This is a genomic window from Halobacillus kuroshimensis DSM 18393 (genome assembly GCF_000425705.1).
In the GTDB taxonomy this organism is placed as follows: domain Bacteria; phylum Bacillota; class Bacilli; order Bacillales; family Halobacillaceae; genus Halobacillus; species Halobacillus kuroshimensis.
On sequence record NZ_AUDY01000011.1, the window covers coordinates 50,203 to 67,354 of the forward strand.

Consider the following 17,152-nt stretch of genomic DNA (forward strand, 5'->3'; position numbering starts at 1 on the left):
TTTGAATGGAAAAGAAAATACCTGTCACCGTCTTGAGTGGTTACTTAGGTTCAGGGAAAACCACGCTGCTTAATCATATATTAAACAACCGGGATGGACTGAAAATCGCTGTTATCGTCAATGATATGAGTGAAATTAATATCGATGCCGACTTAGTAGAAAAAGAGGGGCATTTCTCCAGGATAGATGAAAATTTGGTCGAGATGTCCAACGGCTGCATTTGCTGTACATTGAGAGAAGATTTACTTATTGAAGTGGAGAAGATTGCAAAGGCGGGTGACATTGACTATATCGTTATTGAATCAACGGGAATCAGTGAGCCTGTGCCGGTAGCTCAAACTTTTTCTTATATCGATGAGGAGCTGGGCATTGATCTTACCCAGTTCTGCCGTTTGGATACGATGGTTACGGTTGTAGATGCATATCGGTTTTGGCATGATTATGAATCCGGAGATCGTCTGCTGGACAGAAAACAGGCCGTAGGGGAAGAGGACGAACGAAACCTTGCAGATCTGCTTATCGACCAAATTGAGTTTTGCGATGTCCTTCTACTGAATAAATGTGACATGGTAACGAAGGAGCAGCTGGATTCGTTGACAAAAGTAGTGAAGACATTACAGCCGGATGCTGAAATCATTCCAACAACGTTTAGTGTAATTGATCCGGAAAAGATTCTAAATACGCATCGTTTTAATTTTGAGAAGGCAAGTCAATCGGCTGGCTGGCTTAAGGAATTGATGGCAGGTCCCGAAGCTCATACCCCGGAAACCGAAGAGTATGGAATTCAATCGTTTGTGTACAACAGAAGACTCCCGTTCCATTCCAAACGCTTCTCCGACTGGATCAGCCGGATGCCGGCATCGATTGTCCGGGCTAAAGGTATTACCTGGTGTGCTACAAGGAATGATATAGCGCTCCTTTTATCTCAGGCAGGCCCATCTGTTTCTTTAGAGCCTGTTTCGTACTGGGTAGCTTCACTGCCGAAAGAACAGAAAGATCGCACGATTAAGCAGAACCCTGGTGTCTTGAACGATTGGGATGTGGAGTTTGGCGATCGTATGATTAATTTAGTTTTTATAGGGGTTGAACTTGACAGAAAAGCGATTACCAAAGAGTTGGACGAGTGCTTGTTAACCCCGGAAGAGATGAATGAAAAATGGTCCGGGATGGAAGATCCTTTTCAGTGGGAAGTAAGATCACCCTAATCGAACAAAGTAGGTGCCGACATGATATTATCCAGTGAAACTATATTGAATAAGGTAGAGAAGGCGGAATTGGAAATTGCTCCATTCATTCCGGAACATGTTCAGCCTGCATCGATTGACTTGACGTTGGGCAGTCACTTTATGACAGTGGATGAGCATAGTACAGGATGTATTTCTGTAAGGAAAAAAGCCCCTTATCGTGATATTTATATCGGCCGGGGAGAATCCATCATGATCCCTCCTCATTCGTTTGTGCTTGCAACTACGAAAGAATGGGTCCGGCTGCCCAATGATCTTACCGCTTTCGTAGAAGGTAGAAGCTCCATTGGAAGGATGGGTTTGTTTGTTCAGAATGCTGGCTGGGTGGACCCGGGGTTTGAAGGACGCATCACTCTGGAATTGTTTAATTCGAACCGTTCCCCAATCGAATTGATTGAGGGATGGAGAATTTGTCAATTAGTACTCGCCCGAATGGATCGACCTACAAAAACTTATAAAGGCAAATACTTCGGACAGTCTAGTACACAGGCCAGTGCAATCTATGAAGATAAAGAAAATCATTTTTTTAATTTTTAAATCGTAATCATTACTTATAAAAGGAAGGTTGATTTTAAATGGCTAAGAAATCAAAAGTAGCAAAAGAAAAAAAGAGACAAGAAATGGTAGCGAAATACGCTGATCTTCGAAGAGAACTAAAAGCGAAAGGAGATTACGAAGCCCTAAGGAAGCTTCCGCGTGATTCTTCTCCTACTCGTTTGACCGGCAGGTGTGAAGTGACCGGGAGACCGCGCGGCTATATGAGGAAGTTCAAAATGTCCCGCATTGCTTTTAGGGAATATGCTCATAAAGGCCAGGTTCCAGGTGTGAAAAAAGCAAGCTGGTAAGTAAAAGGGTATGAATGTGCCTGAATAAGTAAATCATCATTGGTGGTGAACTTCAAGGGTATTGGCTGCAGGCATACCAGAACGTGTGCAGCTGACTATTACCCTTGAATTTAAATGAAAATATGGCAGGGTGCTGGAAAAGCGGTAGATTAAACCGTATCATCCGCTTAGGAGGAGAAAAGATGTCAAAGAAGATACCAGTAACCGTTTTAAGTGGTTATTTAGGGTCCGGAAAAACGACGTTATTAAATCATTTGTTGCACAATAGAGAAGACCTCAAAATCGCGGTCATTGTAAATGATATGAGTGAAGTCAACATAGATGCAGATATGATCAAGCAAGGTGGATTCAGCCGGACAGAAGAAAAGTTGGTTGAATTACAGAATGGCTGCATCTGCTGTACTCTGAGGGACGATTTAATTAAGGAGGTAGAAAAGCTTTCCAACCTGGACATCGATTATATCGTTATTGAGTCCACCGGAATATCAGAACCCATTCCCGTTGCCCAGAGCTTTACGTATGAAGATGAAGAACTGGGAATCAACCTTGGTAACCACTGTCGATTAGACACTATGGTAACCGTCGTCGATGCCAATCGCTTCTGGGATGATTATGGATCAGGAGAAAACTTACTGGACCGTAATCAAGGGGCTGATGAAAACGATGCTAGGGAAGTGATCGACCTATTGATCGACCAAATTGAATTTGCGAACGTTATTCTGTTGAATAAAATCGATTTAGTAGAAGAAGTCAATAGAGAGGAATTAAAGGCTGTTATCAAACAATTAAATCCTCACGCCAAAGTGGTGGATACGACTTACAGCCAAGTGCCTCTCCATGAAGTTTTAAATACAGGTTTATTTGATTTTGAACAAGCAAGTCAGGGAGCAGGATGGATGAAAGAACTAAATGAAGAACATGTCCCGGAAAGCGAAGAATACGGGATTGGCTCTTTTGTTTATCGGAGGAAGAGGCCATTTCACCCGGAGCGCTGGATGAATTGGCTGGAGAATTGGCCGGAAGGAATCGTTCGATCCAAAGGATTCTTCTGGCTGGCTTCGAGAAATGACACGTCTGGGTTATTATCTCAGGCTGGAACTTCTCTCGCTATCCAAGGAGTCGGAGACTGGATAGCTACGTACCCAGAACAAGAACGGGAAGAGATTTTGAAAGAAGAACCAGAGTTAGCTGAACGATGGGATGATAAGTATGGAGACCGCATGACGGAATTGGTATTTATTGGTATAAAAATGAATAAAGAGGAAATCATCAAAGGACTTGATCACTGCCTGCTGACCGACGAAGAAATGGAATGGGACTGGCATGACCTCCATGATCCACTACCAGCTTTTACTGGTTGAGAAAACAAAAAAGGATTACACCCTTAGATAGGTTGTGGTTTCCTTTCCTTACACAACGTCCCGCTTGAAGCTTTCCTGGATTGTGATTGGTGCGATGATATCGAGGGGGAAATATTCTTGAATCGCTTATATTTCTCCTTTAAAATTAATATAAATTAAATAGTAATGACTATGAACTGGGTGTTCTTTCTATTAATCAGGTATACAACGCGTGCTAATCGTAATGGCTGAGTGATTTGTCTGTGACGTATTGTAATAGATGTGGGCATCATCTATGATTTCTAATTCGATCAGCACACAAATGTGGGTAAGGGGTGAAGAATGATGAATTTGAATACAGCTATCCAATTGTTAAAAGAAAAAGGGTACAAACATACAAAGCAGAGAGAACGTATGCTTGAGATTTTTGTTAGTCAGGATCAATATATAGCAGCGAAAGATGTGTTGAGAATGATTCAACAGGACTTTCCCAGTGTGAGTTATGATACGATCTATAGAAATTTATATCTTTTAACGGATGAAGAAATGTTAGAAGCGACTGTGCTTCATGGAGAAAAACATTTCCGACTTGCATGCTATTCTAATGAGCATCATCACCATTTCATTTGTAACAGCTGTGGGAGTAAGAAAGAGGTTGAGTTCTGTCCTATGAACGTAATAGAAAAGCTGCAGGGTTATCAAATCGAACATCATAAATTTGAGATTTATGGAGAATGTCCACAATGTCACTAAGCCGGTTGGAATAAACCGGCTTTATTTTTTGGGAATCATCGTAATGATTACTGTTTACAATTCGTAATCATTACGATAGAATGATTTAGGAAATAAGGAGGAGAAAATATGTTAAAAAAAATAATAGGCGTAGTGAGTTTATTTGCTTTCATATTCGTACTTACAGCATGTGGAGAAGAAGAATCAAGCAATAGTGAAGAAGGAGAACAGTCCGATGGTTCAAGTGAAGCGTTGAGTATTTATACGACGGTTTATCCTCTTCAGTATTTTGCCGAGCAGATTACAGGGGAGCAGGCGGATGTGCAATCAATTCTGCCTCCGGGTTCAGACCCTCACACATATGAACCAACATCAAAAGAAATGATTGAAATGGCAGAAGCAGACGCATTTATTTACAACGGTGCCGGGTTAGAACCCTATGCCGAAAAAATTTCAGACTCTATCAAATCTGAAGATGTGAAAATTCTGGAAGCATCCAAGGGGATTGAATTAAAAGAGCATGCTCATAACCATGAGGAAGAAGAAGGAACTCACGAGGATGAACATGCTCATGAAGAAGAAGAAAATCATGAGGGCGAACATGCTCATGAGGAGGAAGAAGGAAGCAGCCATGAAGATGAACACGCTGGACATAACCACGGGGACCAGGACCCGCACGTCTGGCTTGATCCTATCCTTTCTATTCAGGTAGCTGAGAATATTAAAGATACACTGGTTGAACTGAATCCTGAGCAGGAAGATACCTATAATGAAAACTTCCAGGAACTAAAAAGCAACCTTGAAGGTCTGGATCAGGAATTTCACGATCAGCTGGAAACAGCACCAAAGAATAAATTCATCGTGTCTCATGCCGCTTATGGATATTGGGAACAATCCTACGGCGTCGAGCAGGTTTCTGTTTCTGGTTTAAGTCCAACCAATGAACCTTCTCAAAAAGATTTGGAAGAAATCATTAAAACGGCTGAACAGCATAACATCAAACACGTATTCTTTGAGCAGAATGTCACGCCTAAAGTTGCGGACATCGTTAGAAAAGAAATTGGGGCAGAAGCTCTGCGTCTTCATAATTTGTCTGTGTTGACGGAAGAAGATATAAACAATGAAGAAGATTATTTCACTCTCATGAAGCGGAATTTAGAAGTATTGACAGAAGGGTTATCCGGAGAACCATCTGATTCAGAGGAATCTTCTGAATCAGAAGAACACAGCGAACACAACCATAACCATGGCCATGCGGATGACGAAGAAGCCCAGCAGATTTATGATGGGTACTTTGAAGATGAGCAGGTGAAGGATCGTGAACTGACAGACTGGGAAGGAGACTGGCAGTCTGTATATCCATACCTTCAGGACGGAACACTTGATGAAGTGTTTGCTCATAAGGCTGAGAATGACGGAGATATGACAGCAGAAGAATATAAAGAGTACTATAAGATCGGTTACGAAACCGATGTGGAACGCATTATTTTTGAGGGAAATGACGTAACGTTCTTCGAAAATGGAGAAAAGTCGTCGGGGACATATACCTATGATGGTTATGAAATCCTTACCTATGAAGCTGGCAATAGAGGGGTCCGTTATATTTATGAGTTAACGGAAGAGGATGGGGATCTTCCTCAATACATCCAATTCAGCGATCACAGTATCACTCCAACTGATGCGGACCACTACCACCTCTACTGGGGAGATGACCGTGAAGCTCTATTGGACGAAGTGACAAACTGGCCGACGTATTATCCATCAGACCTGGATGGCCAGGAGATCGCTCATGAAATGATGGCGCATTGATCATCATTGTTCACGATAAATATATATGCGAGGATAAGCTGGGGACGGATATGACCGTCTCCAGCTTATTTTTGATTGGTATGCCTCTGGAGTGTGGGAAATGATTAAGCCACAGGGGCAATAATTCTTGAATGAGAATAGGTGATTAGACAAGAACCACTTCTGTCCGTATAATCAGGTTTTTACGTATAAGAATAAAGCTGGAGTTAAAGCCTGAATCATAAAAGAACACATGGAGGTATATACATGGCTGACTTAACGAACCAAGTCATTTTGATCACGGGAGCCAATCGCGGACAGGGAAAAGCGATGGCGGAGCACCTTGCCTCTCTTGGGGCAAAGGTGATTGTAGGCGCAAGGAAATGGGAAGATGCTCAAGCAACAGCAAACGAATTCGATGAGGCCTATCCCGTAAAACTGGATGTTACGAAAGATTCGGATTGGGACGGGGCCGTAGAAGAGATCGTAGGGAAGTTCGGAGCTATTGACGTTCTCATCAATAACGCAGGTGTCTTGATCCGCAAACCATTTGAAGAGATTACGATGGATGAATACCAGCAAATGATTGATGTGAATCAGCTTGGTGTCTTTCGAGGAATGAAGGCTGTTACGCCTCAAATGGAAAAACAGAGAAAAGGTTCTATCATCAACAATTTATCTATTTCCTCGTTTTCTCCGATTGCCAAGTCATCGGCGTATGCCGCGACGAAAGCATCGGTGGTCGCAATGTCCAAAGCGGCAGCGATTGAGCTCGGTAAGAAGGGAATCCGGGTGAATATGATTCATCCCGGCGGTATTGAGACGGAAATGGCTACCCAGGGGCAGGGAGTTCCTTCGTTTTATGATTCGGTCCCCCTTGGGCGTATCGGGCAGCCGGTTGAAATTGCCCGCGTAGCTGCCTTTCTAGCCTCTGATGAAAGTTCCTACTGTACCGGAACGGAAATTGTGGTAGATGGCGGCATGACGCTTGGAGTGAATGAAGAAGAATAGCTACATCAAGTCTGTAATGAACCCATATGTGAAGGCCAAACAGCCATCTATTCGTTTGATAACGAATGGGTGGTTTAATTATTATATTTTCGTTTTATTCCAATTTTTAGAATTATCCCTTGACATGAAACCCGTTTCATAAAATACCTTGTACTCATAGCGTTGTAAGCATTCTCAATAATTGAAGTTAATGAAATGGAAGGATGGATGAAGAATGAGTAAACAAGTGAAAAACAAGGGGAATCATGATTCACTGAAGATCACGCAGTCTTTGAACGAGCGGCACAACAACGAACCTTTACGCGTATTGAGTGAAGAGGATTGGAAGTTTTGGAAGAGAAACGGCTATGTCATTATTCGGAATGCTGTACCTCAGGAAAATATCGAACGTCTTCGCAATTTGATCTGGGAGTTTGAAGAAAAAGACCCTGATGACCAGGATACATGGTATACCTCTCCACGGGCAGAGATGAAAATGGAAGAGTTGAAAGGTACAGGAATGGTCGAGTTGTATAACCACCAATATTTATGGGATAACCGGATGCATCCTCGAGTTTACAACGCTTTTGTAGATATATGGGGGATGGAAGAACTTTGGAACAGTATTGACCGTTGTAACTTAAATATGCCGAAGAAAGACAAAAATGATAACGGAGGATTCATTCACTGGGATATCGATACCAGCCAAGAACCGCTTCCTCAGAATGTACAAGGCGTTTTATCCTTAGTGGATACAAAAAAAGAAATGGGAGGCTTTCAATGTATCCCAGAGCTATATCGTGAATTCCCTGAGTGGGTTAAAACACAGCCGAGTGATCGTGACCCCTATCATCCTGATACATCTGGATATGAAACGACGAAAATCACCCAAAATGCAGGGGACCTTCTTATTTTTAATTCTATGCAGCCTCATGGAATTCGTCCGAACTTTGCTGATAGACCAAGAATTGCCCAGTATATTTCTATGTTTCCGTCTCAAGAAGACAATGAAGAACTCCGCCAAGAGCGGATTGTGTCATGGCGTGATAGGATTCCTCCAAAAGGGGATGCATTCCCAGGTGACCCACGTAACTGGGAGCAGGAAAAGTATGAGAAAGCTGAGCTAAGTGATCTAGGTAAGAAATTGCTTGGCTTGAAACTCTGGGCAAAATAAATCATGTGCATAGAGAAAGCCATCTTGCTCCTAGAGTAAATGGCTTCTCTATGTCCATCTAATGATAACCGCAAGGGAGTGGAGTTATGTATCAAGGTGCTTGGGTTATTCCTCGTTTATCAACGATGATGTTTTTACAATACTTTGTGCTTGGATCCTGGTTTGCCACCATTGGTTTAATTCTAAGCAGGCATGGATTGGGATCTATAGTAGGAGCGGCTTTTTCGGTAGGAGGAATTGCGGCTATCATCTCTCCGATTATTTTAGGCATGGTCACGGACCGATTCTTTTCTTCACAAAAGGTTTTAGGCGTCATTAACCTGGTAGGGGCTGTTGTGTTATGGACGATGCCCCAGCACATATATTCGGGAAATGCGTCTGTTTTCTTACTATTAATGTTCTGCTATATGCTTTGCTTTAACCCTACATACTCGTTGACCAACAATATCAGTTTCCAGAACATTAAAGATACAACGAAAAAATTTCCACTGATCCGTGTGTGTGGAACTATTGGGTTTATTACAGCAGGACTTCTCATTGGCATTCTCGGATATTCAGATAGTCCTGTCTCCATTCAAATTGGTGGAGCAGTCTCAGCTTTTTTAGGGTTCTATAGTTTTACGCTGCCACATACGCCGCCTCTTGCTAAGGGAAAGCCGCTTTCGTTGCGGGACATTTTCTGTATAGATGCTTTTTCCTTATTGAAAAACAAGTATTTTCTTCTCTTCATTTTAGGTACGGTGATCTTATTTATCCCCAAGGCAGCCTATCAATCGTATGCTTCTGTTCTGCTTGGTACACTAAAAGTGGACAGTGTAGCTTCTGTATTGACCATTGGCCAAGTATCTGAAGTATTGTTCTTACTATTAATGCCTTTGTTTTTCCGCCGGTTGGGTTTCAAATACATGTTTATAATTGGAATTTCAGCGCACATGCTTAGGAATCTTCTTTTTTCTTTTGGAGCAGCTGAAACATTCATCCCTTTAGTTCTGGCTGGCATTGCTCTGCACGGCCTTTGTTGGGATTTCTTTTTTGTAAGCGGTTATATTTACACCGAGAAAAAAGCGGGAGAAGAAATGAAAAGTCAGGCTCAAGGCATGCTGATTATGTTTACGCAAGGTATTGGAATGTTTATTGGTGGGGCAGTATCCGGAGTCCTGTACAATAACACCGTCACAAGGGAAGGACCAGAAGCCCTTTCACAATGGAGTACTTTTTGGATATACCCCTCGATGATAGCCCTTGTTGTTGCTCTTGTGTTTCTATTCTTTTTTAACGATCGGGAGGCTGATGATACACAGGCTTCGGAAGAAGAGTTGAATAAGGAAAGAGTTTCTATTTGATTTAAGTGGACAGGGTAAAGGAGAATAGCGATGGTTTTTGTATGTTCTACACATATCAAGAAGGGCATTTCTTTTTTTTATGTACCACATGTAGTGAAAACCAGATTATCTGTTCCGTGTCATTTTTGTAGTCATTCTGCGTCTTTTGAAATAGGTTATTTCAAGAAAATTCATCATCAACGCTGCCGTTCCTATCATTCGTTAAAGGGAGGTGCGTAACATAAATCATGGACACCTTTCTTTTTTGGAGGAGAGGAAGCACCACTTCAGTTGAGGCAGGAGGGCAGACGTGTGGGTTGATATCAGAGGTGAGTTTGCAATTGGAGACATAGTCGGGAATCTTCGAATAGGAGAAATGCCTCTTAACTCTAGCGTTCGGTCCTAGTGTTTATATCGGTCAACTAACACGCAGCAGCAGGAGACAGCGTCGTGTGAAGCGAAGTTAATATGAGATTAGGGAAGGAAGCCTTCTACAAAAACGCCCAGGCGGGAGGAAAGTCATGAGAAAACTAAAAGCCGGCATCATAGGGTGCGGATCCATTGCGGAACAAAAGTATATGCCCGCTTTGATGAAATTGAAAGAAAAAGTGGAGGTGGTGAGTTTTTGTAATCGCCACCTCGATAAAGCACAAAAGTTAGCAGAAAAATTTCATGTGAAACAGCCGGATTTGTATAAGAATTATCAGGACTTGCTGCAAGACGAGAGCATTGACATGATTTTCATCTGTACCCCTAATTGTTTCCATTCGGAAATGACCGTTGCGTCATTGGAAGCAGGTAAACATGTCATGTGTGAAAAGCCCATGGCAATCAACACTAAAGAAGCGAAACGGATGTTAGAGGTTTCTGAAAAAACAGGTAAAAAATTGACGATTGGTTACCAAAATCGTTTCCGGAAGGATTCATTACTATTAAAAAAGGCTTGTGACCATGGAGATTTAGGGGAGATCTACGCCGCAAAAGCCCACGCTGTCCGTAGACGAGGTGTCCCCACCTGGGGGGTATTTATGAATAAGGAATTGCAGGGGGGAGGTTCTCTGATTGATATTGGGACGCATGCACTGGATCTGGCCCTGTGGTGTATGAATAACTATGAGGTGGATTCGGTTACAGGTGTAACATTCAACAAATTGAAAGATCAAAACCAAGCGAATTTGTTTGGTCCCTGGGATCCAGAAACTTTTGACGTAGAAGAGTCAGCTTTGGCATTTATCAAAATGAAGAACGGATCCGTTATTCACTTAGAATCGGCCTGGGCGCTTCATACCTTGGACGATAGGGAAGCTATGACAACATTGTCCGGCACAAAAGGCGGTGCAGTGATGCAGAGAAATAAAGCTGCTAACCGAGATGAATTAATCTTCCATGGGGACATGTATGGAGAGCTCTATGAGAAAACGATCGACAATCACTCAAGTATTGCCTATACTCCTTCATCGCTTATAACAGATGCAGACAAGGAAATTGGGCAGTGGATAGATGCTCTCATAGAAGAAAAAGACCCGGTTGTAACTCCCTACCAAGCCTATGTAGTCACGAAAATAATTGACGCTGTATATCGTTCCGCAGAGACTGGTGAGACAATAATATATGATGAACTGGATTACTGAGTATTTGATCGAAACTTGGTCTGTTTTAGTGAATCCTTGAATGAATAAAAGGAAGCTGATAAAAATGCCGAATATCAGGGACATAGCTGAATCCTCAGGTGTTTCTACCACAACAGTATCCCGTGTGATCAACAACCACCCTTACGTCAGTGATGAGAAGAGAGAAGCTGTAAGGAGAGCCATTGAGTTACATAATTATCAGAAGAACATCAATGCCGTTCATTTAAGTACCGGGAAAACCTTCCTTATCGGAGTTGTCGTGCCTTTTACAGATCATCCATATTTCGGGAGGTTACTGAAAGGTATTGCACAAGAGGCCCTGAACAATAACTATAAACTCATCCTATTTCAAACCAATTATGACCCTGGTAAAGAGGTAGAAGCGATGGACATGTTAAAGCATAAACAAATTGACGCTCTGATTATTTGTTCAAGGGTTTGTGAGTGGTCCATGATTTCAAAGTATTTATGCTACGGACCTATTGTATTGTGTGAAGATATTAAGGAGGAGGGAGTTTCCTCTACGTTTGTAGATCATTATGAGAGTTTTTCTAAAGCACTCGCCTACTTATATGATAAAGGATATGACAAAATCGGTTACTGTGTAGGCAGAATGACTGGAACAAATAGCAAGCAGAGGGAAAAAGCCTACAAAGATTTTCATGACCAACATAACTTCACCATTAATCCGGATTATATTTTCAGCCAAAGCCTGTACTTTGAGGACGGTATACAAATCGTTCAAGAGTTAAGAGAATTACCGGTTCCGCCTACAGCTTTACTTGTTACCAGCGACCAGATAGCGGCTGGAATCGTCACCTGTTGTGAAAAAGAGCAGATATCGATCCCCGGTCAATTGGCGATCATAGGGTTCGATAATCAGCCTATCGCTAAATTTATGGACATTACTACAATTGAAATCCCTCTAGAAAAAATTGGTCAGAAGCTCTTTCTGCAATCATTAGACACAGAACATAACACACATCAGGAAATATCAACGAGGTTGATTGAGAGGAAAACCGTGTAAAAAGTATGGGGGTTTTAAAAACACCCATACTTTTTAAGTATGATCCTCATAACGACAACAGAATATTAATGCTTAAGGATTGTAGAAAAGTCGTTTGCTATTCTGGATATAAAGGAAACCTCACCGCCGTATACAGGTGTTATCTAATGTATGACCACCCCCCCTTTGATTATTCATAGGCTAATAGATACACTCCCGCTTCCCTCTTAGCCCGGGAAGCTTTTTAATTAGTAACATAGGTCCGGAATTATTGAACTTCCATGAAAAAAGCTTCTAATGAGTCATCAAACTCTAAGAGACTTTTTTTCATGGAAGTTTGTTTTATAAACCCAAAATATTGAGTATATATAAGGTTTTGTATAAAGTTAAAAAATTCAGAAAAATGTATTGCGTTCTTCAAAAAGAACGATTATGATGAAATACAAGATAAAAAGTGTTTACTAAAACTGATAATACGTTCGTTTGTATAAGACACCTTTAAATATTATGTTAATTATTGTAAGTGAGTATTGTATTTTGTTGAAGAGGTGTTATACTATCTCAAAAGGTATTCTCTATTAAGCACAAATAGTTCTTTATAATGTAAAAAATACAATTTATCTTAATTTGAAGGGAGACCATCGTGCTAGCACGTCACACCATCATGTACTTTTTGGCCAGGGGTATCCCGGGCTTAATAAATTTTTCCGCTCTATATATTTACACACGTTTGCTTCTTCCAGAAGAGTATGGAATCTATGCGTTAGTGCTTATCGTAGCGAAGATGGCCGGAATCATATCGTTCCAATGGTTGAGACTTGGTGCGTTTCGCTTCTATTCAAATTACATAGAAGAGCACATGGAGCAGTTCTTGAGCACTATTCTGGTTTCTTATGTCGTATTGATGTCATTTGTATCCCTTATATATGGGGTGGCCTTTATTGTAGGAAGTCAGTTTATGGAGGCAGGCTTTATATGGATAATCGGCCTCATGTTCATGTTTGTTACCAATTGGTTCGAAATGAATTTGTCCATTCTACGAGCACAGCTTGCTCCTGTGACTTTCGGAATTCTTTCCATGGCCAGGGCTGTAATATCATTGATTGTTGGTGTTGTCCTTGTACTCTATGGTTTTAGTGCATATGGCTTGTTGATTGGTCTTTTCGTTGGGAACGTCCTTCCTATTCTGTTCGTTCATAAGAAACAATGGGGGAGAGTTCGTCTCCGAAAAGTGAATGTGACGCTTGTGAAAGAATTGCTTCAGTATGGATTGCCTCTAACAGCTACGTTTGCAATGGCGATGGTCATTTATGGTATGGATCGTTTGATGCTGGGCTGGATGATAGGTGAAAAGGAAGTGGGACTCTATGCCGTTCCGTACGATTTTATTCAACAGACATTGCTTGTCATTATCAGCGTCATCGTCTCCGCATCTTCTCCCATCATCATCCGCAAGTTTGAAAGTAGCTCTTTAGAAAGTACGTACGATCAAATGAAGAAGACGTTTGAATTGTTGTTGATCATCGCTGTTCCGTCTTCCCTTGGGATTGTTTTATTGGCACCGAACATCAGCAGTGTCTTCTTCGGGGAAGCATACCAAAACGCTGCCGCCCTGTTGATACCTTGGATTGTGCCAGCTGTCTTGTTAAATGGTATGAAGGAATCTTATTTCGACCTTCCGTTTACTCTGAGTAAACGGACGCGTTTACAAGTATGGCCGGTGGTACTAGGAGCTTTCCTGAATCTAATCTTGAATTATTTCTTTATTCCTGTCGCAGGTGCGAAAGGGGCTGCGATTGCCTCCCTTTTATCCTACGGGTCAGCCATGACGGTAAGTGTACTTCTCGGAAGAACTGTGTTCCGACTTCCAATACCATGGGCCCGTTCGGGGAGAGTGATGACCGCATCTCTATTTATGGTTTTTTGTCTGCTTCCAGTATTGACGCTGGAAGGAGTCCTGGGGCTTGCTGTTCAAGTGATGGTGGGGTTCATCGCTTTTGGATTTGCTGGATTGGTCTTGAATGTTGGCAGGGGGAGAACGAAGATGTCTCGTTTATTTAAGGCACGGGATACCGACAATTCACCTCCAATAAATAAACGAGCATAGTAAAGGAGGGATCGTATTGTTTTATTGTATATATAGTGGTAGTCAAAAAGGCTTCTTGGAATGGAAAGAACATGTTGATGTTCATAGCTGCTGGCTTCATAAAGATATTGAGTATTTATACTTCGATTTTAAACAGCATATTACAGCTCTTGCTATGATCGGAAACTCAAATAAGCAGATGTTTACTATGCAGGACTCCGAAAAGGAGATTCGCTTGACGTTAAGTAATTCATGGAACCCTGAATGGAAAGGGCAGAGGCCTAATGGAGTGGAAATACGCTTATCTAAAAATGAAAGGTATGTGACTATTCAGGTTCCTTTTTCTACACCTGAGCAAGTCTATTATTACGAGACTAATCAGACGTTATATGCTTCTAACGATCAAAGGTTGCTTGCAAGGTTTGCGAAAAGTAAGTTGAATGATATTTCAATCTTTCACTATTTGGAAACTGGGTGCCTTCCTTCTAATTTATCTGTTTATGAAGAAGTGTACCGAATTCCTCCAATGCATAAGTTGGTATATTCAGGAGTTGAAAAGTCAGTCCGTTATTGTGGGGAGAAGAGGGGGAGGGATGAATCAAACTATTTTTCAGCTTCAAAGCAAATCGACCAAAGACTTGAAGAAATATTGGGTACTATCCCTGGAGGATCTAAAGTCTTTTTCAGTGGAGGAGTGGATTCTGCCTTAATCGCTGCTAAGCTGAAAGAGCATGGTCGGAGTGATGTGACACTAGAAAATTACTCTTTTGGAGATGATGATCAAGAAGCCAAGTTCGCAAAAAGAGTGGCGGATTATATCGGATTGCCTTTTCATCAAATGATGTTTGATGAACACAAACTTACCGATGTTCTTGAAAATATAGGTAAAGATTATTCTTTTCCTTATTCGGACCAAGGCACCCTTCAGTCTCGACTGATGATTTCCCAAAGCCTTACAAGATCACCTTTTTCTGTAGCTATCGATGGAACAGGCGCTGACCAATTGTTCACAAAACACCAGGACGTGAAAAATTGGGAGAAGGTGTACCGATTACCACCTTCTATTCGGAAGTTGGCAAGTCCAGTATATGAGTGGATGAAGGTGTTTGAGAGCGATCCAAATATAGGTACCCCTTTAAGAGCATTTAAGAAAAGCACCGATGCTCCTATGTATTATGCAATGATCATGATGAATAACTGCTTGGACGGCGTAGCTTTTCATATGAGTAAATCTGCACGACATAAATTGCTTGAATCCTTTTATATTCGTTCAGTTCAGGAATTGGAAGGACTCTCGGAGAATGAGCAGATTGCTGCTTTAAGAGTCTCCCTTAGATCAGGCGCGTTGTCGGGTGCAAAGATTCATGATCCGTTACATGTGAATGGAACCCAGACTCTATATCCATTCCTTGACACAGAAATGGTTAAAATCGGGTCAAGGGTGCCGATAGAAGAGAAGTTTAAGGATGGAGAACAAAAATACGTTTTGAAAAAGATGCTCGCTCGTTATTTGCCTGAGTCATATATATACCGACCAAAGAATGTGTTCCTTCCGCCAATCAAAAAGGTGATGAGTAACCCGAATGTTGTGGAATGGATCGAAAGTGAAATCCTCGATAACAAAAATCCGATGCTGTCCTACGTAGATGTTTCTATGGTTACCTCGCTGTTCCAAAAAGCTAAGGAAGGTAAAGTTTTATCCTTCGATATCTATAATTTCCTTTGGAGTTTTATGATGATCAGCAGATGGGTTGCGCAGGTCAATCAAGCAATAAGTATAAAGAATAAATCCAGTATGACCATGAAAATACGAGGTGAGGAAAACCATGCAACAGCCGCTGCAAGTCGCTTATCTTGATCACGCAGAGGAAATGGGCGGCGCAGAATTCAGTTTGTACTACTTAATCAAGGAGATTGATAAGGAGTCCATCCATCCGCATCTAATCGTTCCGAATGAAAGTCCCCTGAGAGAAAAAGTTTACCATCATCCATCTGTCACCATTGCCCCACATTCGATGAGCAGCTTGAATATTGTGAAGCGTCCAATGAATGGTTTATCATTTTTTAGAGATTTATATCGGTTGACCTTCTATATAAAAAAACACATCGACGTTGTACACACCAATACATATAGAAGTGCAGTTTATGGTTTGATTGCAGGGAAGATGGCGGGGAAAAAGACAGTCTGGCATGTCCGTGATCTCCATGACAGTCTCCTTTTCAAGAAGGTCATGCCTTACTTTGCTGATCATATTATAGCTATTTCAAGAGCGGTTGCTCATCAATTCTCTGAGGATGTATTTCGGAAGAAGGGGAGCATCGTTTATAACGGGGTCGACTTTTCGGAGTACCAATTAGAGCACACAAAAGGGAGTATCAGAGCGGAGTTAAATATACCGCAAGAGGCGGTTCTAATCGGCATGGTTGGGAGAATGACAGCATGGAAGGGATACCATCACCTCATTGAAGCTCTTCCGAAGGTGATCCGTCAAGCTCCGCATGTAAGGGTGGTCATAGTTGGAGGCGCGCTGTTTGCAAGTGATGATTATATAAAGCAATTAAAGCAGATGGTGAAGGAGAGAGAACTGCAGAACCATGTCTGTTTCCTCGGACACCGTGAAGATATTCCAAATATCATGAAATCTTTGGATATCTTCATCAGCTATTCAGAAGAAGAGCCGTTCGGCAGGGTGATTATCGAGGCTCTGGCCATGGAGACGCCGGTAATTGTCGCAGATTCAGGAGGAGCTCCTGAAATTATTGAAAACGGTAACTGTGGGGTCATCGCACCTTCCGGGTCCCCGGAAGCATTAACGGCCGCGATACTATCCGTTGTCGATGAAGAAGGTAAGCTGAGAGAGCTTGGTTCGAATGGGAGGCGCTGGGTGAAGGAGAAGTTCAATACTAGAAAAGTTGGCAGGGAGATCTATCAAACGTATGAGTCGTTGTCGGTCCCTGACAAAGGGAAGTTGGTATAAAGTATAGTTCGTTATA

At 41.8% G+C, this 17,152-nt stretch carries 14 protein-coding genes; all 14 read left to right on the plus strand.

All coding sequences use genetic code 11. The features are described from left to right. Nucleotides 1-5: 5 nt before the first annotated feature. The 14 genes from H615_RS0112985 to H615_RS0113055 all read left to right on the plus strand — a co-directional run bounded on the left by H615_RS0112985 (nt 6) and on the right by H615_RS0113055 (nt 17,136). On the plus strand, nt 6-1,205 hold the full coding sequence (locus H615_RS0112985) for a GTP-binding protein (RefSeq protein WP_027955557.1): 1,200 nt from the start codon (nt 6-8) through the stop codon (nt 1,203-1,205). Between the two features lie 21 nt (nt 1,206-1,226). Beyond that, a complete protein-coding gene (dcd, locus tag H615_RS0112990; RefSeq protein ID WP_027955558.1) occupies nt 1,227-1,781 on the plus strand; it encodes a dCTP deaminase in 555 nt (184 codons plus the stop codon). A 38-nt stretch (nt 1,782-1,819) separates the two neighbouring features. Further along, nucleotides 1,820-2,089: a 30S ribosomal protein S14 gene (gene rpsN / locus H615_RS0112995; protein ID WP_027955559.1), complete on the plus strand. Its 270-nt coding sequence runs from the start codon at nt 1,820-1,822 to the stop codon at nt 2,087-2,089. 182 nt (nt 2,090-2,271) lie between these two features. Next, the gene (locus H615_RS0113000) at nt 2,272-3,450 is read left to right on the plus strand and encodes a GTP-binding protein (protein ID WP_027955560.1); all 1,179 of its coding nucleotides are present in this window, start codon (nt 2,272-2,274) and stop codon (nt 3,448-3,450) included. A gap of 324 nt (nt 3,451-3,774) precedes the next feature. Next, nucleotides 3,775-4,182 (plus strand): Fur family transcriptional regulator, encoded by a 408-nt coding sequence (locus H615_RS0113005; RefSeq protein ID WP_027955561.1) that lies wholly within the window; start codon nt 3,775-3,777, stop codon nt 4,180-4,182. A 108-nt stretch (nt 4,183-4,290) separates the two neighbouring features. Next, nucleotides 4,291-5,970: a metal ABC transporter solute-binding protein, Zn/Mn family gene (locus H615_RS22115; RefSeq protein ID WP_027955562.1), complete on the plus strand. Its 1,680-nt coding sequence runs from the start codon at nt 4,291-4,293 to the stop codon at nt 5,968-5,970. 246 nt (nt 5,971-6,216) lie between these two features. Continuing rightward, nucleotides 6,217-6,960 carry an SDR family NAD(P)-dependent oxidoreductase gene (locus tag H615_RS0113015; protein ID WP_027955563.1) on the plus strand — a complete coding sequence of 248 codons (744 nt, stop codon included), beginning with the start codon at nt 6,217-6,219 and terminating at the stop codon, nt 6,958-6,960. A gap of 214 nt (nt 6,961-7,174) precedes the next feature. Continuing rightward, nucleotides 7,175-8,113, plus strand: a complete 939-nt coding sequence (locus tag H615_RS0113020) for a phytanoyl-CoA dioxygenase family protein (RefSeq protein WP_027955564.1) — start codon at nt 7,175-7,177, stop codon at nt 8,111-8,113. An 86-nt stretch (nt 8,114-8,199) separates the two neighbouring features. Next, complete coding sequence (locus tag H615_RS21330; protein ID WP_035532195.1) at nt 8,200-9,456, plus strand: MFS transporter; 1,257 nt, start codon at nt 8,200-8,202, stop codon at nt 9,454-9,456. 500 nt (nt 9,457-9,956) lie between these two features. Beyond that, nucleotides 9,957-11,066 carry a Gfo/Idh/MocA family protein gene (locus H615_RS0113035; RefSeq protein WP_027955565.1) on the plus strand — a complete coding sequence of 370 codons (1,110 nt, stop codon included), beginning with the start codon at nt 9,957-9,959 and terminating at the stop codon, nt 11,064-11,066. Nucleotides 11,067-11,130: 64 nt separating this feature from the next. Further along, complete coding sequence (locus H615_RS0113040; protein WP_027955566.1) at nt 11,131-12,093, plus strand: LacI family DNA-binding transcriptional regulator; 963 nt, start codon at nt 11,131-11,133, stop codon at nt 12,091-12,093. Nucleotides 12,094-12,715: 622 nt separating this feature from the next. Further along, entirely contained in the window at nt 12,716-14,179 is a 1,464-nt protein-coding gene (locus tag H615_RS0113045; protein WP_027955567.1) for an oligosaccharide flippase family protein, read from the plus strand. 16 nt (nt 14,180-14,195) lie between these two features. Further along, a complete protein-coding gene (locus H615_RS0113050) occupies nt 14,196-16,016 on the plus strand; it encodes a DUF7411 family protein (RefSeq protein WP_027955568.1) in 1,821 nt (606 codons plus the stop codon). Continuing rightward, entirely contained in the window at nt 15,985-17,136 is a 1,152-nt protein-coding gene (locus H615_RS0113055) for a glycosyltransferase family 4 protein (protein WP_027955569.1), read from the plus strand. Before H615_RS0113050 ends, H615_RS0113055 begins: the two co-directional genes overlap by 32 nt. Nucleotides 17,137-17,152: the final 16 nt, after the last annotated feature.